Origin of the sequence: Desulfogranum marinum (genome assembly GCF_016918565.1) — a bacterium.
GTDB lineage: Bacteria > Desulfobacterota > Desulfobulbia > Desulfobulbales > Desulfobulbaceae > Desulfogranum > Desulfogranum marinum.
The window spans coordinates 47,787-68,422 of record NZ_JAFFQD010000025.1 but is presented as its reverse complement, the minus strand read 5'-3'; the positions used below and the strand labels follow the sequence as shown (position 1 = coordinate 68,422).

The window sequence follows — 20,636 nt, the reverse complement described above, 5'->3', positions numbered from 1 at the left end:
TGCCTTGAAATATTATTTTGTGAAAACAAGTGAGGAAGAGGGGTATATCCTCGTCGTCACATTGCTCATAATGCTGGTGTTGACCATCATTGGTATTGCTGCCAATCGTAATACCACTATCGAATTGCAGATAGCCGGCAATGACCGGACGCAAAAAGAGACCTTTTATGATGCTGATGGGGGCACAGAGCTTGCCCAGGAATTATTGGAACAGAATATTGCCTGTTTGAGCTTTTCCTCTGTCAACGTGAACGGGTTCAATGCAGATGATACCTATAAAATAACCGTGGACAATGACTCCCTTGGTTTTTGGCGTGCTTTTGCTCCTGTTTCTCCACCGACTGACAGCGATAGAACATTTTATTTTCCAGAGTACAGCGGGAATGAGCCGCATACCAATTTCAAGCTGGGCGGCAATACAAAACTTAATACAGGTGCTGCCATTCAAATGGCTGCCGGGTATGAAGGGCGCGGTAAAGGGATTGGTACCGGTGGTGCCTCGCTCGTCTATGATATTTTCTCTAATCGAATTGGTAAAAACAACAGTGAATCTCTTATCTACGTCGAATATTATCATATTCTTGGCCAGGAAGGGGATTGTTATTACTAGGTTTTTTTTTCGTAAATCAAAGGGTCCGCATTTACCATGAGTGATAGTCAGGAAAGGAGATATAGGATGAAGAGCATACAAGTTGCACCAGGGTCTCTTTGGATGTTGGTGTTGTTGTTATTCGCTTCCTCGCCAGTTACTGCTGCAGCAAGTGTATGCTCTGAGGGGACAGGGGTGCCACCTTTTCTTCAAGGAGGAGCAGATCCGAACCTTTTGTTGATGATCGATAATTCAGGCTCTATGCTCGACTTGGCTTATACCGATTCAGCTGCGCAGTGTTTTGACGACACTTTTTTGGTCGATGCAGATGGTAACTCCGATACTACCATGCAATATGCCGGTAATTTTGAGCGGGATACATGGTACGAGTGGAGCTTTGGGCTGTATGATCCTTGGTCACACAACACGGCATATGGTGGTAGTGGGCAGCCTCAGCGGGTATATGTAAACGGTATTATTTATCAAGTTGATGGGGCATGTACTTCTTCCGGGGAAAATTTGCTCGATGATACCGGCTGTGAGTGGGAAAAGATCTCCGAGTTTGAGTTCTGGGGTAATGGTGTTACCTATACGGCTGGGACAATTTTGTTCCGCAATAATCAGTTGTATAGCAATGTAGCGGATTGTGAGAGTTCTGGAACCAATTTGGAGAACGATACTGTTTGTGAATGGGAACCCGTGGACTCAACCTACCAGGGCGGCCACACAAACGGAGATATAGTTAGCTATAAGGGGACGTTTTACGAGGCAATTGGCACACCGGATGAGTCACCTGAAGAGGATACAGATGGCAGTGACTGGTTGATGCTCGATGAGGGAAAATTTGTTGCCACTACAGTCACCGATATTTCGACCCATTGCGATGCTGCAGATGGTACGGCGGAATACAATGATAATCTGTGTATATCAATAGATACGACCACCACCCCGGATACGGTTACGCAATTTGTAGCTAGTGGTAATTTCCTCAACTGGGCATCAGCTTCAAAATTTGACGTGCAGAAGCAGATTCTCACCGGCGGCAAATATGACTATGCAAACAAGCGTCTTGTTTCGGAAAGCAGGGGGTGCTCTGGGCTTGGTTTCGCCAAACAAGTGAGTCTCCAGAGTACGAATATATTGACCCTGAGGGTCAGAGGGAAGACAACTGATGGTAACCTCTTGCTCTGGGACCAGGTAGATTCTACAGATGACACAACTCGTATAGAGATATTGGGGGTTACGTCCTTTGGTTTCGATTATTCGAAATGCGAGGGCGCTGTTACAAAAATCCTAAACCATGGTCTCAATGGCGCACAGAATGAAATTGATACTTGTCTTGAAGCACCAGCAGGTGTCACCAACGGAGACCAACGGGCCGCCCTGAATCACGCCCTGCAATATTGCTGGCAGAGCAACCCCCAGTTAAGCAAGATATATAAAGAAACAGGAACAGGTAGTGGAACCTGCGATGTTGTCTACGATGCCTTTGCACCGTCCAATATCCAGCCATGGTACAATGCCTATCACTGTTATGGCATTTTTGATCCACAAACACCGCATGACGAACGTGTAGGGTATGTCGGTCGATGTTGGAACCAGGGGACTGCTATTGTTGACAACGATGATTCCGGAAGCGGAACACCAGCAGCCTGTGTTCCCAAGGCTGCTGTTCCTGCAGATGATGGCGGATGTGACGGTGACTGTGAGTATGGAGACCCTTATTATAGGTATAAAAATGATGGTGGATATAATTACGAGTGTACCAGTCACCAACAAAATAGTGGAGAATGTCAAAACGATAATTCGTACACCCTTCTCTATGAGTGGGATGATGGCTCCGGTTCCTGTTTGTCGAGTGACGTCGGCGGAGATGATTCTGACCAAGAGATAATTGCCGGATGGAGCGGTGAAATTGACGGTGATCCTTACACCAAAGCGCCTGACAGCGTGACCACGGCTGAGGCTGAAGCGGCAGATATTCCAACTTCCACCGGCCTAAATAGTGATGCGCAATACCTCTGTATCTGGCAGGCAATGGAAGATTACTGCGATGATATGACCAGGCCCGAGGTCATTGATCCCTCAGAAGAGGCAAATACGACAACAGAATACGGCAATATACCCGCCAATCTTATTGATGCCGGAGTCATGAATCAGTTGGGCATAGATTATCCCCTCATGGTGATGAAGGGGTATATTGCTCACGATGAAAGACCAGAAAATATTATCCAGAACCAGGCAAGCAAAGGACTTCGTATCGGTGCCATGGCCCTCAATTTCGTCGGTGCCCAGACAGAATGTGATGCTGCGTATGTTACAGAGGGGATTGAACGCTACTGCCCACAAGGAAATCTTGATGGTGCATTGGTAATTACCCCCATAAGATCAGGTGAATATATTGCTGACAACGATGATGCCACCTATTCATCCGGGGTCAGGCGACATGTGGATGATGTAGCTGCCAGTATTAACGATATGCGAGCTACGTCCTGGACTCCTCTGGGCGAAGCGATGTTTACAGCGATAGGCTACTTCACTCAAAATAATCAATTATGCCTGAATCGTGACGAATCGGGAACGTGTATAGATTTCCCCATAGGGGATGAGAGTGATCCTATTCAATACTCCTGTCAGGATAATCACATTATCTTGATCACTGAAGGTGAGTCGACCGCAGATATTAACGCGACGGTTGCCTCGTTTGTTGATGATCCCAGCCTTTATTATGGAGAAGGTGCTGTCGCTGATGATGATACTACCGGTGACGATGATGCTGATGATACGGTCAATAGCTGCTCTTCTCTGTTTGGAAGTACATTTTTCGATGATATGACGTGGTGGGCTAAACATGCTTTGCCATTGTATACTGTCAGGCAGCTTGAAGGGAACGACAAACAACCTATTTATACCCATGTTGTGACAACCGGCGATTTGGAAGACAGTGGCACTGGGGAATGTAATCCAACTACACTGATGGAGCAAGCTGCGCAAAACAGCGGTGTGGCATTATATTCAGGGGAAGACCCTGATGATCTGGAGAATAATCTTGAAGCCGCCCTTGCCGATATTCTCAGCAGGGCCTCTGCGGGTTCAGCAGCATCGGTAATATCCAGTTCGCGAAGTGGTGCCGGGGCTGTTTATCAAGCCATTTTTTGGCCGGAAATATCAGACAGTGACGGCAATAGCGTCCAGTGGGTTGGAGATCTGCATGCACTCTTTTTAAGCTCCGACGGATTGTTGTATGAAGATACGAATGGAGACGGCATTCTCTCCCCATCCGGTGATTTAAATAATGATGGTGATGTTGATGATGCAGGTGATATTGATGATGGATCTGGAAATGATATAGGGACTGATAAACGTATTGTGTTCTTTTATAGTGATACTGCTCAAAGAACCAGAGCTTGCTACGATATCACCAATTATGATTTTGATACAGGAACGTGTCCTGATGACCCTGATCCAGGTAATTTTCTTGAAGGTGACTGTGGGGAGAATGGGTTTACTCATTGCGCAGAACTTGATGATGTTAAATTCCTCTGGGCAGCTAACCAGCGATTAAGGGAAAAAGATCCAGTTTCTCGTACCATTTTTACCTGGAACGACCTGAACAATAACGGAATTGTAGATGATTCCAATAATGACCCTGATGATTTCCCTGACGATGAAATAATTAATTTCAATACATCTGCTGATTGGGCTGGATTGAATACTGCTGCCCTGGCCAGTGGCCGTGGCTCTGTAACCGGCGATTTTTTGTCCAGTGACACGGATAAATGGGCTAGCTTTGTCGACAACGACGGTTCAGATATGGAACTTGACGCGATGAATGCCCTGGTGAGTTGGATACGAGGCGAGGATATGCTTCTCTCTGAAGATAACGATGACCTCAATGTGAACGGACGTCTGGATAAGGCGTTACGGAGCAGACAGTTTAACTTTGACGGGGTTACCGAGGAGTGGCGCCTGGGGGATATCATTCATTCCACTCCTGTGGTTGTGGGCAGACCGGCTGAAGCATACCAATATGTCTATCGAGATCCCACATACGCGCTCTATGCTGCAGCCTGGAATGAAAGACGACAGACTGTTTATTTGGGAGCCAATGACGGTATGCTCCATGCCATCAATGGTGGCTACTATTATGAGCATCTGCTAGGTTTTTGCTGTAACCCGGTTAATGAGGACGGAGAGTGTGAGACTAATGACCAACCGGTAAATGGGGTTTGCGCAAATGGTCCTGACTTGGGTGAGGAATTATGGGCCTATATCCCCTATAATTTGGCACCCCATTTAAGCTGCTTGGCGAATCCGAACTATACCCACAAATATTATGTCGATCAAAAACCACGCATTTTCGATGTTCAGATTTTTGAAGAAGAAGGAACTTGCTCGACTGACCTCATTGGTGATGATTGCGTCCACCCTGGCGGGTGGGGGACCATATTGGTCGGGGCTATGCGTTTTGGCGGCGCCCCGGTAACTGCACAAGATCAGCACGGTTTAGCTACTGATAATCGAATCTTTACCTCTGCATATTTTGTTCTGGATATTACCGATCCTGATTCTCCGCGGTTACTTGGTGAAATGACCATGACTTCTGAACAGGAAGATGGAGAAGACAAGTACGTTGACCTTAACTATACTACCTCTACGCCGACCATGGTGGTGATGAAAGATGATGATGGCGAGGTAACATCTGACTGGTATTTGGTTTTAGGTAACGGCCCCACTGATATCGATGGTTCCAATGAAGCTGGCGAGCAGGGACGAATTGCTGTTATTCCATTAAAATGGCTGGTAGGAGATATAACAAGCTGGACGAGTGGGATACCTGCCATGATAGATAACTCGCTGAGTGCGAGAACTGCATTTCGAATTCCAAATCGAAGGCCAGATGCAGCAAGTGAGGGGGGAAGGTTTTTAGTTCCATTGCCGAGTGAAAATGCAAGTTTTATTTCTGATTTGATTACCGTTGATTTTGATGTGGAAAACCTTACTGGAAGTATTGACACCGGCGCGTTATATAAATCAGATGCTGTGTATTTCGGGACAACTGATGGTGTAACGTTTAGCACATATGATAACGATGATACGAAATACTGGAACGGAGGAGGTCGGCTGTTTCGGTTAGTAACCAAAAAAATAGATGGAGATGGTGTGGAACAGTTTTCGACTCCTTCAGAATGGCCTGATCAGTGGAGTTCCGATGATAATGATCCCATCAGATTATTAATAGATGCAAAGGCGCCTATCACTGCTGCTCCTTCTGTTGGTTATGATGGGTACAATTTCTGGGTGTATGGTGGAACCGGTCGATTTTTTGATAAGGATGATAAAACCGATAGGAAATCGCAACGGTTTTTTGGCATACGTGAACCAGTGTCCACCCCGTCAGTAGGTGGATTTGCCTGTGCAGATGGTATTTTTACCTGGAATGAGATTGAATGGGATGTAGACAATGATAATACAGATAATAATCAAACATTGGTAAGAAACAGTATACCTGGCAGTAGAGGGTTGATGCGCACTGATGCTTTTCTTGTTGCTGAAGAAGACCAATCGTCAATTTTTAGCGGTCTCCTGTCAACACCTGTCTCTTATCTCAGGTTTGGTTACTGCTATGATGATGATGAGGATTCCTCTACCGCCGATTATTGTGAATACAATACGAGTGAGATAGCAAGTTTAGCTGGAGTAAGTGATTATAAGCAAGTGTATTGGCCAGATGATATGGCACGGACTGTCATTTATCTCGATCCCGCTAATCCTGCTGATAACGACGAAATGGCTACCTTTGACAACCTGCAGAATTATATCGCAGGTACAGGGTGTATTGGTGAAGACACGTCTACCGGCATTGATGGTTGGTATCGTGAATTTCATGATGAGCGGGAAAGAAATATTGGTCAGGCATCTCTTCTTGGTGGCCTCCTCGTTTATACCGGTTATCGGCCGGATGATGATATATGTGAGCCGGAAGGGGAGAGTTTTCTGTATGGGATACATTATCAGACAGGGACAGCCTGGAAGGAAAATGTTTTTGGAACATTTTCTAATGATAGTGGTGAAAGTTTTGTGATGGATCGGCTTGGTCTTGGACGGGGCGTGGCCACCACCCCAAGTATGCATGCCGGGACAGGAGAAAATGACTCCAAGGCATTTATTCAGACGAGTACCGGTGAAATTATTGAAGTTGAACAGGAAAATTTACCCATTAGTAATACCAGAAGCGGGCGCTCTGCCTGGAGTGATAGGCGGCAATAATTTTATTCTTCTGGGTAGCTATATCTACATCCATATATTGTGGTTTAGCGATTTCTTTTGAGCTGAGTTGACATCTGCGAAATCGTGAAGATTCTTCCTCTGTCACTTTTATGGGTTTAATCAAATATTTTGATTAAACCCATAATTTTTTCTCTTGACTTCTCCTCCACTCCCATTTAAATAGTATCATTTACTGAATAGCGGTTCAGTTTATCGTTCTGCTGCTACATTCACATTTGATGATGTCAGAACGGATATTTATTATAGGCTTTAATCCCTATTGATAACTAAACAGAGAGGAAACATTATGAGTAAGTTAGTTGCGCCTCACGGCGGTAAAGGTCTTGTTTGTGCTTTACTTGAAGGTGCCGAGCTTGAAGCTGAATTGGCAAAAGCAAAAGGTCTCAAGCAGGTAGAAGTTACAGATCGCGCTAAAGGCGATTTGATCATGATGGGTATCGGTGGATTTTCCCCTCTTGAAGGATTTATGGCAAAAGCTGACTGGAAAGGCGTTTGTGAAAATTTCCAGATGGCAGATGGTACATTCTGGCCTGTACCTATTACCCTCGATGTATCTGCTGCTGATGCCGGTGAAATTAATGAAGGTGACGAAATTGCTCTGGTAAATGATGGCGAAGTATATGCCACCATGAAAGTTACCGAAAAATACGAAATGACCGAAGCCGACAAGAAGTGGGAATGCGAAAAAGTATTCATGGGCGAAGGTGAAGAGTCTGTAGACGGCAAATTCTGGGAAATCGCTCCTGACGATCATCCTGGCGTAATCATGGTTATGAACCAGAAAGAGTTCAACCTTGCCGGACCTGTAAAAGTACTTTCTGAAGGCGAGTACAAAAAAGAATACCCAGGCGTATACCTGAAGCCTGCAGAAACCCGTGCTATGTTTGATGAGCGTGGATGGGCAAACGTTGCAGCACTGCAGCTTCGTAACCCAATGCATCGTTCTCATGAGTTCCTTGCCAAGATTGCTGTAGAAGTATGTGACGGCGTTTTGATTCACTCTCTGATCGGTAACCTTAAGCCTGGCGATATTCCTGCGGAAACTCGCGTTAAAGCCATTGAAATCCTCATTGAAAACTACTTTGTTAAAGAGAACGTTATCAATGCCGGTTACCCACTTGATATGCGCTATGCTGGTCCTCGTGAAGGTCTGCTCCATGCTACCTTCCGTCAGAACTACGGTGTAAATAACATGCTGATCGGTCGTGACCACGCTGGCGTTGGTGACTTCTATGGCCTGTTTGAAGCTCAGGAAATCTTTGATCGCATTCCTGAAACTGGTGATGCTGCTAAAGATCTCCAGTGTAAGCCAATGAAGATTGACTGGACATTCTATTGTCACAAATGTGATGGTATGGCTTCTCTGCGTACATGTCCGCATACCAAAGATGACCGTGTTATCCTTTCCGGTACCAAGCTGCGTAAAGCACTTTCTGAAGGTGCTGAGATCGTTGATCACTTTGGTCGTGATGAAGTTCTTGATCACCTCAAAGCTTACTACGCAGGACTTACCGAAAAAGTTGAAGTTAAGATGCAGGGTGCCGCTTCTGGTGAATCCATGTAATTAACGCTTCTTTTTTTAGCGTTTGTTGTTTGAGGGGGTACCGGGTTACGGTATCCCCTCTTTTTTTTCTTTTCATTGTTTTAATATACGGGTAAACGATTCCTATCATAAAAAATGTGATAGGTTACCGAGACCCTCGGTTTTTCATGCTGTTCATCCCATTCAGGGTGGATAAGCGCAGCGCATCCACGCGGCATCAGATGCCTGGAATTGGTGGATGCGCTGCGCTTATCCACCCTACACAGAAGTAGCACCGCCAGAAGATTCGTATCATAAAAGATTACAAAGGTTACTGTGTCATGAAGGAACAAACTCTCATAGTCGGTCTGGATGAGCGTAGCTACCCTATTCACATAGGTAGTGGCGTGCTCAATCAAATTGGTCCTACTCTAGCCGCTGATCCGGTAGGAAAGCGATACGGGATCATCAGTGACGATAACGTTGCAGAACTATACGGTCAGCAAATAATCGCTTCGTTAACCGACGCAGGCCTTGCTTGCGAGTTGATCGTCTTCCCAGCCGGTGAAGAACAAAAACACACACTGACAGTCACCGATTTAGTCAGTGAGCTTGCCGGGCGAGGATTTGATCGCGGTGATGCTCTTGTTGCCCTTGGTGGTGGTGTTGTTGGTGATATCACCGGTTTTCTTGCCTCTATCTACATGCGGGGTATTCCTTTTGTGCAAGTTCCAACCTCTTTACTTGCTCAAGTTGATAGTTCTGTCGGCGGCAAGACAGGCGTTGATATCCCTGAGGGGAAAAATCTGATAGGTACCTTTTATCAACCCAGGGCCGTGTATATTGATATAGACGTATTGAAAACATTACCTCCGGAAGAATTTCGTGGAGGTTTGGCCGAAGTGATTAAGTACGGTGTCATTATTGATAAGGATTTCTTTGCCTTTTTAGAAGAAAACCAAAAGGCAATAAGGGACATGGAACCTGAAACACTTGTTTCCATGATTTATACTTGCTGCCAAATCAAGGCCAACGTTGTTGAGCAGGATGAACGAGAAGGCGGATTAAGGAGAATTTTAAATTTCGGGCATACCATCGGGCACGCGGTTGAAGCCGCTTCCGGATTTAAAATTATCCATGGCCTGGCAGTGTCCATCGGTATGCATGCGGTAACGCAACTGGCAATCCAGGGTGGATACACCACGGATCCGGTGTTGCAAACCCTGGATAACTTACTACGTGCCTACAACCTACCTTTGGAAATTCCTGCTGAGCTCGATCGAAAAAAGATAAGAGCCTATTTACAGACAGATAAAAAAACTGTTGGTGGCCAGATTTTTTTCGTCCTACCGGAAGAGATAGGCAAGGTCATTATTACTGATCAGGTGAGACCCGAGGATATTGACCTTGTGCTTGGTAATAGTTAAAATTCACTTTTTATAGGCTAACTCCTCTTTCAATCTCATAATTACACTAAAATCATTATGCCCATTTACGAATTTTACTGCGACCAGTGCAACACAGTCTTTAATTTTTTTTCACAAAGGGTCAACACCGAAAAACGCCCAGATTGTCCCAAATGCGGTAAAGTAGAGCTAGAGAAAATGATGTCGACCTTTGCCACTATCGGCAAAGCAAAAGAGGATGACGGGAGCGATCCTTTGGCCGGCATGGATGAGTCAAAAATGGAACAGGCCTTTGAAGGACTTATGCGTGATGCCGAGGGAATGAACGAAGACGATCCGCGGCAGATGGCAAATTTAATGCGCCGTTTTTCAGAGAAAACCGGGCTTTCTCTTGGCGAGCAGATGGAGGAAGCCATCGCTCGTATGGAAGCAGGCGAGGACCCTGAACAAATAGAGCAGGAAATAGGGGACTTAATGGATTCGGATGATGCATTCAGCCTTGAAGCAATGAAAAAGAAAGTGAAGAAAGGACCTAAACCACCAGTGTATGACGATAAATTGTATGAACTCTAAGGATTATCTAAAGGTAACTCACCGGGCTGAGAATTCTTTGATTTATCCCTCCGTTACGCTCATGGAACTGTAATACCTAAATCTTGCATGGCAAACATGACAAAAATGCTTTTAGTTACGTTTTTCCAGACTGTTATCGGTTTTATCAACAAGAAATCAGTTCCCTTTTATGTGAGTTACATTTAAGAGCATTTTTCTCATGCTTGCCACCCTTCGGGATTGCCGATTTTACCGAATCTGCATTGTTTGCGCACACTTGAAGTACTACAGTACGTCTGCGTGTACGCAGCCTCGCACTTTCGGCAAACTTGGCAATTGCAGTATTTAGGTAATATGTTATTTCACTACCAGTGTTCCTGCCATCGGCATTCTTCTTCCCGGTACATCCCCAGTGATCGTCATCTTTTGCGTTGCATCTCCAAGGATTAGTTCTCTCGTAAACAACTGCTTAGAACAGCCAGTTCTACTTTATTGTTTGCTTGTTTGCTGGTTGTGCGTACAATATATCTATTGAATCAACAGCTTGGATTTTTCATTACCACTGTTGAAAGTGGGAATTGCAAAGGAATTTACCCAGCGTAAAGCACATGTATGTAATTGAACAAATTGATACTGCAGGCATGAGCAACCCGGGATAAAGGCGCTTACGGAGAGAGGCAGGAAACAATGAATAGAAAGCTCGTAATAGTGATGATGGGGCTGCCCGCCCGCGGTAAATCGACCATGGCGCGAAAGTTAAGCCGTACGTTGGAACTTGATGGAGTAAAAAGCGCGATTTTTAATAATGGTGACCTTCGCCGGCGGATGAGTGAAGAGAATACTTCTTCATCAATATTTTTTTCGCCGGGGAATCCTGAAGGTGTTGCTTTTCGAGAGAAAATATCTTCGGTAAATATTGAGAATGCCCATAAATTTCTTCGCGGAGGGGGCTGTGTTGCCATTTTAGATGCCAGTAACGTGACTCGTAAACGGCGCCGGAAAATTCAAGATACGTTTTCTGAAACACCTTTACTGTTCATTGAATGTATGAATGCGGATGATGAAGCTTTGGAAGCCAATCTTGAACGTAAGGCAGGTCTCAGTGAATTCAGCGATCGCACCAAAGAAGAGGCGATAGCAAGTTTTTTAAAAAGGATCAAATACTACGAATCCATCTATGAGCCTTTGGATGTGGAACCCAACCGCATTCTGGTGGATTCGTTTGAAAGTTGTATTTTGCAGGAACAAGCCAGCTATGAGGTGCCTTATTATGACCGTATTCGTGATATTTTAACCACCAGGGTGGTGCGGAATCTTTTCCTGGTTCGTCATGGAGAGACTTTTTTTAATGTGGAAGACCGCATCGGCGGCAACAGTGAGCTCACTGACAAAGGGTTTGAGCAGGCCAAATCTTTGGCCGAGCATTTTGCCACCCAGCGCATTCCTATCATATTTACTTCCAATTATAAGCGAACCCTGCAAACAGCAGAAACTATAAGGGAACGTCAGGATTTTTGCTCAATTATTGCTTTACCTGAATTTAATGAAATTCATGGCGGTGTTTGCGAAGGGATGACCTATAAGCAGATCAGCGAGCAAATGCCGCATGTCGCCAGGGCAAGAAGATTAAATAAATATAATTACATTTATCCTGAAGGCGAGGGGTATAAGACCATGGAAGAGCGGGTGCATCGTGGTCTGAAAAAAGTATTTTATCTCAACAATTACGATGAAAATATTATGATTGTCGGCCATAAGGCCGTGAACAGGATGATTCTGTCCAAATTTCTTTCTCGCCAGGAAAAAGAAATACCCTACATTTATATGCCGCAAAACCGTTATTATCACATTCAGATCAACCCGCATAAGCGGATTTTTGAGCTCATACCCTACCATACCGCATCTGTTTGAAAGCAGAGAAATGTTTGGGCGGGTAAATTTTCAAGCTGTGGATGAGGCCCTCTGTTTGTATAGGGTTACTGGAGTGAGGTTGTGTCGCTGTTGTCAACCCGGTGGCTGATACCGTGTTTTTTCTCTTTTTCGCTGATGATTGCCTCGGCTTCCTCTTCACTTATATCCAGTGAGTCGGCTAATTGTGACAATGAATAGCAGGGGGTTCCGTCTTTGCCATAGCCGAGAGGTTCTAACTCTGGAAAACTTTCCATGGTGGCATGGCCGGATGCCTGTTTGAGCAGTTCCTGTATTTCCGGAGGGCCATAAACAAGGAGCCATTCCACCGCTTCAGCCCATACCTTACTGTCCACTGTCGGATGGTTGAGGATTTCCATTGCCGTTTCTGTATCCCATTCCTGCCTGAACTGTGTCATAACGTTATTCCTTAAAAATATTTTGGTACCTTGCAGGTCCTATACTATACTGAAAGGAGTTATCCTCACAACCACTAGTTTGTCTCCACATATGAAAGATGTGAGTTGATCAACAACAAAAAAAGCACCAAAAAATATCATCGCCTTCAATGGTGTATCAAGGTTTTTTTTACTTACCTTTGCAGAAATTTTGTAAGCATGATGTTGAGATTGATTGAAAAAACCGTTTATAGTCGGAGGCAAGTTCAATATGCCCTTTACGAGGGAAAGGACCTATGGAAGCAAATAATCTTATTTTTTTAGAATCACTGGAATGGTTTGATGAGTCCGGCGAGGCACTGTTGCACCGTTTACCTGAGCACGGCTCAGGGGAGATTAAGTTTGGCGCCCAGCTAACAGTGCGTGAAAATCAGGCAGCGGTGATGTTTTATAAGGGGCGTGCCTGCGATGCCTTTCCTCCGGGACGACATACCTTAAAGACCGGAAATATTCCCATTCTAACCAAGATCCTTTCTCTTCCCTGGGGGATGACCAGTCCCTTGAGGGCAGAAGTATACTTTGTCAACCTCAAGGTTTTTACCAATCTCAAGTGGGGGACCAAAGATCCGGTGGCGTTTCGTGATTCAGAGCTTGGTCTGGTCAGGTTGCGCGCTCACGGTGTGTTTAATATTCGGGTGGTGCAGCCGATACTGTTTATTAATACACTTGCCGGTACCATGGGAAAATATACAACCCGGCAGATTGAAGATTATTTACGCCGGGTGATTGTTTCCAGATTCAATGATTATCTCGGCGAGACGCTTGACTCCCTTCTTGACCTGCCAGGCAGCTTTGATGAGCTTGCTATAGGCCTTCAGCAGCGGCTGGTAAAGGATTTTCAACGATTTGGCTTGGCACTGGATAATTTATATATCACTTCGATTACGCCGCCACCAGAGGTGCAGGAGGCCATTGATGATAGTGGACGTATGAATGTTATTCAGGATATGGATAAATTCGTACGGATGAAGGCGGGCATGGCCATGGAAAAGGCCGCGCTTGGCACGGGGGAAGCCGCAGCAGGGATGGGATTAGGCATGGGGATGATGATGCCGGCTTTGTTTGGGAGTATGCAACAGACAGGGCAAGGGCGGGGAGACGCAGCAAAAGGTGGAGCTACAACTGTTTGTGAGGAGTGCGGCAATGCCGTTCAAGGCGACGCCAGATTTTGCCCTTATTGCGGCCACCAGCAACTTATTATTGCTCAGTGTACCCACTGTGGAAAGAATGTAACACCTGGTGCTCGATTTTGCTCCCGCTGCGGCCATTCAACCGAGGACAAGCCAAAAGCTGTTCAGTGCGGAGAATGTGGCAATGAAAATTTACCCGGTGCGCACTTCTGTAATCAATGCGGGATGAAACTGTGATGGATGGAGCAATTGCAGGTTCTAGGTATGATACAGCAAAGAGTTATAGCACCCTGTGAGTAATTACAAAAAATGAACATCAAGGTTGCTCAGGAATGCCCGCAATGCGGTGCCGCGGCAACGCTGAATGAATCTGATCGACTGCTGACCTGCTCCTATTGTGGCGTTAAAAATTTTTTGCAGCCGGCCGGTATTTTTCGTTATCTGCTCCCGCCGACGATAAAGGAAGAAGAAACTGCTTACCTGCTGGTCCCCTACATTCGCTTTAAGGGGACAATTTTTCTTGTAACGGATAAAGGGCTCTCACACAAAGTAGTTGATACCACCCAGCTGGCCGTGAATGTTCCAGGCTTGCCGCCATCCCTTGGCGTCAGGGCACAGGCAATGCAGTTGCAGCATCTTAATCCTGCCACAAACGCTCGATTTTTAGTTCGAACCCTTGAGCCCAACACCATTCTCCATAAAGCGGCACAGATATCTCACCTTACTGCCAAGGCAGGGAAAAATCTTTTTCATCGCGCCTATATTGGTGAAACACTGAGTGTGATTTATCTTCCATTGATACACACTGATCAAGGTTTGCTGGATGCCGTTAATCAATACCCCCTGACTGCGGAAACAGGTACCCGCCTCAGGAGTAAAGCGCTCAAATCATCCTCCTACCATCCCCAGTGGCAGCCCAGCTTTTTGCCTTCTTTGTGCCCCCATTGCGGGGCAGAGGTGCAAGGAGCACCCGACTCCCTGATAGTGCATTGTTTTGTTTGTGATCGCTGTTGGAGAATGGATGAAAAAGATATGCAAGAAGTTGTTTTTCAGGTTGTGGATGGTGACCAGCATACGGCATTGTATATCCCTTTCTGGAAGCTGCAAGCATCGGTCACGGAGCTTAATATTTCAAGTTTTGCTGATTTTATAGCTCGTACCAATCAGCCAATTTTGCCCCAGGCTGATTGGGAAAAGAAACCCATGCAGTTTCTAGTGCCTGCCTTTAAGGTGAGACCAAAAGTATTTATCCAGGCAGGGCGCCAGGCTACATTGGGACAGTGGAAGCTGCCACAAGGTAAAGGAAAAAAAAGAGATCCTTTTTTTCCTGTGACGTTGTCATCAACAGAAGCAAAGCAAGCGATGAAAATTATACTTGCAGCATCAGCAACCAGCCCCAAAGCTATTTTCCCGCATCTACCAAAAGTAAAGGCTGTTGTGAAGGGAATGGGCCTTGTCTATTTACCTTTTACCGACCAGGGTCATGACTGGGTGCAGCCGCACACCGGCGTGACAATAGGTAAAAATATCCTGCGCTTTGGCCGCCGAATGTAATTTTGACAGCATAGTCGTTCCATGGTATAGACCCATTTTTACTCTAGCATTACAAAGACCCATGGTGTTGCAAAATAATCACGAAAAGTTCATGCAGGAAGCGCTTAAAGAAGCGCGCGTAGCCCTTGATGAGGGAGAGTTTCCTGTTGGTTGTGTATTTGTTGATAGGAATAGAATACTGGCCAGGGGCAGGAGGCGAAACAGCAGCGAACAGTTTTGCAATGAAATTGATCATGCTGAAATTGTCACCCTGCGGGCATTCCTGGCCGAGCATCCTGATTATGATTTTTCTTCAGTGGTTGTGTACTCCACCATGGAACCCTGCCTGATGTGTTATTCCACTATGCTTCTTTCCGGTATTCGTTCTTTTGTATGGGCCTATGAAGATATCATGGGTGGCGGCACCAATCTTCCCTTGCAGAGTTTGAATGCGTTGTATGCACAGATGCAAATTACCCTGGTGGAAAAGGTGCAGCGAACAGCAAGTTTGAAGCTTTTTCAACAGTTTTTTAGCAACTACTCTTATTGGCAGGATAGCCTGCTGTCACGATATACTCTTGAGCAAGTCATTGAGGAATGATGTCCATGGATACGCAACCTCTTGCACGTACCGTCGGGTTTAAGACCGGTGAACGAAATGTTTTTTTCCACCTTTTAACCGCTTGCAACCTTTCCTGCCGCCACTGTTATATTAACCCCGATCAACATGGGGTGCAAACTCTGGAGCTTGAGACAGTCCTCCAGTGGCTGCGGCTTTTTAACGACGAGCAAAAACAATCAAACCTTATTTTACTTGGTGGCGAGCCGACCATGCATCCAGATTTGTCGCAAATTATCAAGGCCGCCAAGGCAATGGGATTTGCCGTTACCGTTGATACCAATGGCTTTTTGTTCCACGATTTGCTGGACAAGGTGACTCCCAACGAGCTTGATTATTTGAGTTTTTCCCTGGACGGTCCGGAACCGGCTGTGAATGACCCTATTCGTGGGGCAGGGGTTTTTGCCACCTGTACAGCGAATATCAAGAAGGCGGTAAACCGTAAATTTGCCACCAGTCTCATCTATACGGTCTCCAGTCTTAATATTGATCACCTTTATCGGATGCCTGGACTTGTAGAGGAGCTTGGTATTGATCGATTTTTCATTCAAGTTATCGGCCTGCGTGGAAAATCCGCTACTCCGAGCAGTGGTGATGAGGGGAGCTGGCAGGTCGATCCTCAACGTTGGCTGGATATTGTTCCCGGGGTTGCGGCCGATGCTGCAGCCAAGGGCACCCATGTCGTGTATCCCAAGGTATATCTTGAACCGGAAGAAACCTTTGAGTGTGCAGGTATGGTTGCGGAAAACTATTTTGTGTTTCCCAACGGAAGGGTATATCAGTGTCCACTGTGTGAAGATCACCCCATCCACAGTTATGAGATAAAAGCAGGTAAGCTTTGTCATCGTTCAGGACTGAATGAAGATCGTTTTTTTCCTCTTTCCATCCCGGAAGGATGTGTGATGAACAAACTCCTGCAACCGGAAAACATCAGCTATCAAGATGATGGTAAACCAGAACACCGGATCTCCTGCTGTTTACTGAAGCAGGAAATGAGGCCAACAAAGAAATAGTGATCCATGGTAGTAGATAAACGACTAGAACAACTTCAACAGTTATATACCAAGGCTCTGGACCTCCACAGCCTTGGAGAATTTTCCCAGGCAATAGCACTCTACGAGGAGGTTACTGGAGAGATACCCGATGCCGACACGGTGCAGTACAACCTTGGCCTTGCCCTCTACCATGAAGAGGAATATGAAAAGGCTAAAGAGTGTTTTCAGCAGGCTGCTGCCGTCAACAAATCCGAGACCGACTATTGGTTTAACCTGGCGCTTACCTGCAACAAACTGCATTTGTTTGCAGAGGCTGTTGCCGCTTACAAACAGGCGTTAGCGCTTAGACCCGATGATGTGGAAATTTTGTACAGTCTTGGTTGCTGCTGTAAAGAGTGCGGGGCGACAGAAGAAGCGGTACAGGTATATTCCCATGTTCTCGAGCTCGATCCTTCCTATGCACCGGCGCTGAATAATTTGGCATACCTGCTTCACTTGCACGACGACCATGAGAACGCGGTGCAAAATTACCAACAGTTGCTTGAAATTGATCCGGATCATGCCGGGGCAAAACATATGATTGCTGCGCTCAAGGGAGAAACGTCTCCTGCTAAGCCCCCGGAAGAATATGTGCGGAGCCTGTTTGATAGCTATTCAGAGACCTTTGAAGAAAATCTGGTGGGTGATCTTGACTATCGTGCACCGGAAAGGTTGTGGAATCTGTTTAATCACGGGCCACGCAAAAAAAAATATGAACACTGTATAGATCTTGGATGTGGTACCGGCCTTTGCGGAGAACTTTTTCGAGAGTGTTCAGATAAGCTGACCGGGATAGACCTTTCGCCAAAGATGATAGACATTGCGCGCCAAAAGCAAATCTATGACACCTTGGAAGAGGCTGAACTGATCGCGTATTTTCATCAACATCATCAGGACCCGGCTCCGTTTGATTTAGTTCTCGCTGCCGATGTTTTTATCTATCTGGGCGATCTCAAACCTGTTTTTCAGGCTATAACAGCGGGATGTCGGGATGAGGTACATATTTGTTTCTCAATAGAGTCTGGAGAAGGTGAGGACTGGATGCTTCATGCAAATGGCAGGTATTCACATTCCCATGACTATATTTTGGCTGTGGCAAAAGAAAATGACCTCCAGGTTTGCCATTTTGAACAGGTAGCGTTGAGGCAGGAAAAGGGCGGCGAGGTTAAGGGGCTTGTCTATTTTTTGAGGGCGCTATAACAATTTGCTCTATTGACTCGCTCATGATTCAAGGTACTCTTGCTTTGGAGCGTGAGTAATTTGTTACGTGTTGATTGTTGTGAAAAAGAAGAGACCCAAAAAAGGCGCCTGCACGAAGCAGACGCCTTTTTTAAGGGGAAGAAATTTGAACGGCTGTTATCAGACTTTAAACTGAGCGACCATATTCTTAAGCTTGTCAGCGACAGCGGAAAGTTCCCGGGCACTATCCGTAACCTGGCTACTGGCCCTATTCATTTCGTTGGCACTATTATTAACTTCGGCTATATCCGACGCAATTTCTGAAGCTACTGCCGAGCTTTGAGAAACATTTTCGTTAACTTCACTTATACCGGTTGAAGCCTGGCTAACGTTTTCCGCAATTTCTCTGGTGGTTGCGGTTTGTTCTTCCACTGCAGTGGCGATGGTTGCCACAATCTGGTCCACATCGGCAATGACCGTGCTGATTTCATTAATTTCTTTTACCGTAATACCGGTAGCCTGCTGAATACCCTCTATCTTGGTTTTGATATCCAGAGTAGCTTCCGCGGTCTGCTTGGCAAGGTCTTTAATTTCGTTGGCAACAACCGCAAAACCTTTACCTGCCTCGCCGGCTCTGGCGGCTTCAATAGTGGCATTGAGTGCCAGTAAATTTGTTTGTTCGGAAATTTCGGTGATCGCCTCGGTAACCTTGGTAATTTCATTGGCAGCCTTGCCCAGTTCGTCGACCCGGTCGGAAGCCTTTTCAGACTGATCAACCGCCTGCGAGGTAATCTCTTTGGCTCGACCTGAATTTTGCGCAATTTCAGTGATGGTAGCGTTCATCTCTTCGGCCGCTGAGGCAACCATATTTATATTGACTGAAGCCTGTTCCATGGCTGCTGCCACAGAGTCTTGATTGGCGCTCATTTCTTCGGCAGCTGCTGCCACCTGGTTGGATCGGTTGGCGGTATCCTCTGCGCCGCTGGACATCTGGTTGGCAATGGCTGCAAGTTGTGAGGAGGATTCATCAACACTGGATACGCCTTTATTGACGTCGGTGATAATGGTTCGTAAATTACCTGCCATGTTGTTCAACGATTTGGCCAGTACACCGATTTCGTCTTTCTGGTCTACGTCCATGGTTTGGGTCATGTCGCCATCAGCCATGGCTTTGGAGAGGTCGACCCCTTTGGCCAGCGGTTTGGTAATGATAACAGTAAGGTAGAAACCAAGGGCCAGAGCGAGGGTAATGCCGACAACTATACCGATAAGATTTATGGTCCGTGCTGTTTTGGCTACAGTTTGAGCTTCTTCTGCAACTACGTGGGAGCCTTCCACCGCTTTGTTGACAATGGTATCGATGGCGTCAAAGGTATTTTTTTGGTGAGTGGCCGCTTCCACGAGCAGCAGCGTGTTCATATTACTAAACGCGTCATACGCTGTGGTTATAATAGCTTTCATTTCATGTACAATTGCAAAAACCTCTTCTGATGCAGGGTAGACAACATCCTTCATTGTTTCTTCGGCCTGCAAGATCTGCCCATTGGCCACGTACTGTTTAACCCTGCCGACTGCCTGGTGAAGCCTGGCATGACTGGGCTTGATCTTGGATGCAAGCGCAACCAGTTCCGGGTTCGTTGTATCCATGTTGTTGAGCCATTTGCCGAGCGAACAGGCATTCTCATCAGTCCCGCCTGTAAAGTCCGTGCCATTGGAGATGAGTTTGTCGGTGTTCGCCAGCAGGGCGAGGTGAGCAATCTCGAATTGTTGCATGTGATTATTCAACTGCACTGGATTGGTTAAATCACTGGCAACGAGTTCTTTGGAAAATTTGACTGCTTGATTGTTGGCAACTACCCATTTGCCAATATGGTCGCCGAATGCCTTCCATTCGGGTTCAACGGTTTGAAAAAAAGCCAGTTCCATGAATTTGCTCTTGGCAGCACCGTACACTTTTCTTGTATCAATAAGGCCTTGGTGAACGGCTTTTCTTTGTTCCTTGCTGGCAAAAGGGGTGAGCAAAGTTCGCATGAGGGAAGCAATGTAGTTGGCCTCACTTTTGATAATCAACATGTTCTGTACTGCGGGCAGGGCGTCTTCCGTGAGCACTTCGGCTTGCTCATGAAGTTTATTCTGTTGCTGCATGGCCAGTAAGCCTACAACAAGTACAATCATTGCGGTAAGTATAAAACCGCCCACCAGTTTTACCCCAAGTTTAAGATTTTTCATTTTTCCTCTCTTTTTTAAGCGTTGTGTGTCCAACTCTTATTAATAATTGTTATTATAGCAAAGTTGAAACGCAGTTTAAGCTGCTTGTATTATCGGGGCCTAAAATGAGCAAGTCAAGGATGAAAATGAAGAAAATGATAGAATACTATTAGAAAAGCAATAGCAGGAGAAGGGGTTCGTACGGTA

13 protein-coding genes are annotated in these 20,636 nt (G+C 45.8%); 11 read left to right on the top strand and 2 right to left on the bottom strand.

All coding sequences use genetic code 11. The features are described from left to right. Nucleotides 1–4: 4 nt before the first annotated feature. From JWH17_RS14305 to JWH17_RS14280, 6 genes are all read left to right on the top strand, one after another. Nucleotides 5–610 carry a pilus assembly PilX family protein gene (locus JWH17_RS14305; protein ID WP_205223310.1) on the top strand — a complete coding sequence of 202 codons (606 nt, stop codon included), beginning with the start codon at nucleotides 5–7 and terminating at the stop codon, nucleotides 608–610. A 66-nt stretch (nucleotides 611–676) separates the two neighbouring features. After that, complete coding sequence (locus tag JWH17_RS14300; RefSeq protein ID WP_205223309.1) at nucleotides 677–6,859, top strand: pilus assembly protein; 6,183 nt, start codon at nucleotides 677–679, stop codon at nucleotides 6,857–6,859. Nucleotides 6,860–7,166: 307 nt separating this feature from the next. Beyond that, nucleotides 7,167–8,444 (top strand): sulfate adenylyltransferase, encoded by a 1,278-nt coding sequence (gene sat, locus JWH17_RS14295; RefSeq protein WP_205223308.1) that lies wholly within the window; start codon nucleotides 7,167–7,169, stop codon nucleotides 8,442–8,444. Nucleotides 8,445–8,743: 299 nt separating this feature from the next. Next, nucleotides 8,744–9,829, top strand: a complete 1,086-nt coding sequence (aroB, locus tag JWH17_RS14290) for a 3-dehydroquinate synthase (protein ID WP_205223307.1) — start codon at nucleotides 8,744–8,746, stop codon at nucleotides 9,827–9,829. Nucleotides 9,830–9,886: 57 nt separating this feature from the next. Beyond that, on the top strand, nucleotides 9,887–10,381 hold the full coding sequence (locus JWH17_RS14285) for an FmdB family zinc ribbon protein (RefSeq protein ID WP_205223306.1): 495 nt from the start codon (nucleotides 9,887–9,889) through the stop codon (nucleotides 10,379–10,381). Nucleotides 10,382–11,047: 666 nt separating this feature from the next. Then, entirely contained in the window at nucleotides 11,048–12,271 is a 1,224-nt protein-coding gene (locus JWH17_RS14280; RefSeq protein ID WP_205223305.1) for a bifunctional nucleoside/nucleotide kinase/histidine phosphatase family protein, read from the top strand. Nucleotides 12,272–12,336: 65 nt separating this feature from the next. Here JWH17_RS14280 and JWH17_RS14275 read toward each other — a convergent pair whose 3' ends face one another. Next, complete coding sequence (locus JWH17_RS14275) at nucleotides 12,337–12,687, bottom strand: hypothetical protein (protein ID WP_205223304.1); 351 nt, start codon at nucleotides 12,685–12,687, stop codon at nucleotides 12,337–12,339. Nucleotides 12,688–12,962: 275 nt separating this feature from the next. Here JWH17_RS14275 and JWH17_RS14270 point away from each other — a divergent pair, with 275 nt between their 5' ends. From JWH17_RS14270 to JWH17_RS14250, 5 genes are all read left to right on the top strand, one after another. After that, nucleotides 12,963–14,093 (top strand): SPFH domain-containing protein, encoded by a 1,131-nt coding sequence (locus JWH17_RS14270; RefSeq protein WP_205223303.1) that lies wholly within the window; start codon nucleotides 12,963–12,965, stop codon nucleotides 14,091–14,093. A 72-nt stretch (nucleotides 14,094–14,165) separates the two neighbouring features. Beyond that, the gene (locus JWH17_RS14265; RefSeq protein ID WP_205223302.1) at nucleotides 14,166–15,410 is read left to right on the top strand and encodes a TFIIB-type zinc ribbon-containing protein; all 1,245 of its coding nucleotides are present in this window, start codon (nucleotides 14,166–14,168) and stop codon (nucleotides 15,408–15,410) included. A gap of 61 nt (nucleotides 15,411–15,471) precedes the next feature. Next, complete coding sequence (locus JWH17_RS14260; protein WP_205223301.1) at nucleotides 15,472–15,990, top strand: nucleoside deaminase; 519 nt, start codon at nucleotides 15,472–15,474, stop codon at nucleotides 15,988–15,990. Between the two features lie 5 nt (nucleotides 15,991–15,995). After that, nucleotides 15,996–17,021: a radical SAM protein gene (locus JWH17_RS14255; RefSeq protein WP_205223300.1), complete on the top strand. Its 1,026-nt coding sequence runs from the start codon at nucleotides 15,996–15,998 to the stop codon at nucleotides 17,019–17,021. 6 nt (nucleotides 17,022–17,027) lie between these two features. Beyond that, the gene (locus tag JWH17_RS14250) at nucleotides 17,028–18,242 is read left to right on the top strand and encodes a tetratricopeptide repeat protein (RefSeq protein WP_205223299.1); all 1,215 of its coding nucleotides are present in this window, start codon (nucleotides 17,028–17,030) and stop codon (nucleotides 18,240–18,242) included. Between the two features lie 159 nt (nucleotides 18,243–18,401). Here the strand turns inward: JWH17_RS14250 and JWH17_RS14245 are convergent, their stop codons facing one another. Beyond that, nucleotides 18,402–20,450 (bottom strand): methyl-accepting chemotaxis protein, encoded by a 2,049-nt coding sequence (locus JWH17_RS14245; protein ID WP_205223298.1) that lies wholly within the window; start codon nucleotides 20,448–20,450, stop codon nucleotides 18,402–18,404. Nucleotides 20,451–20,636: the final 186 nt, after the last annotated feature.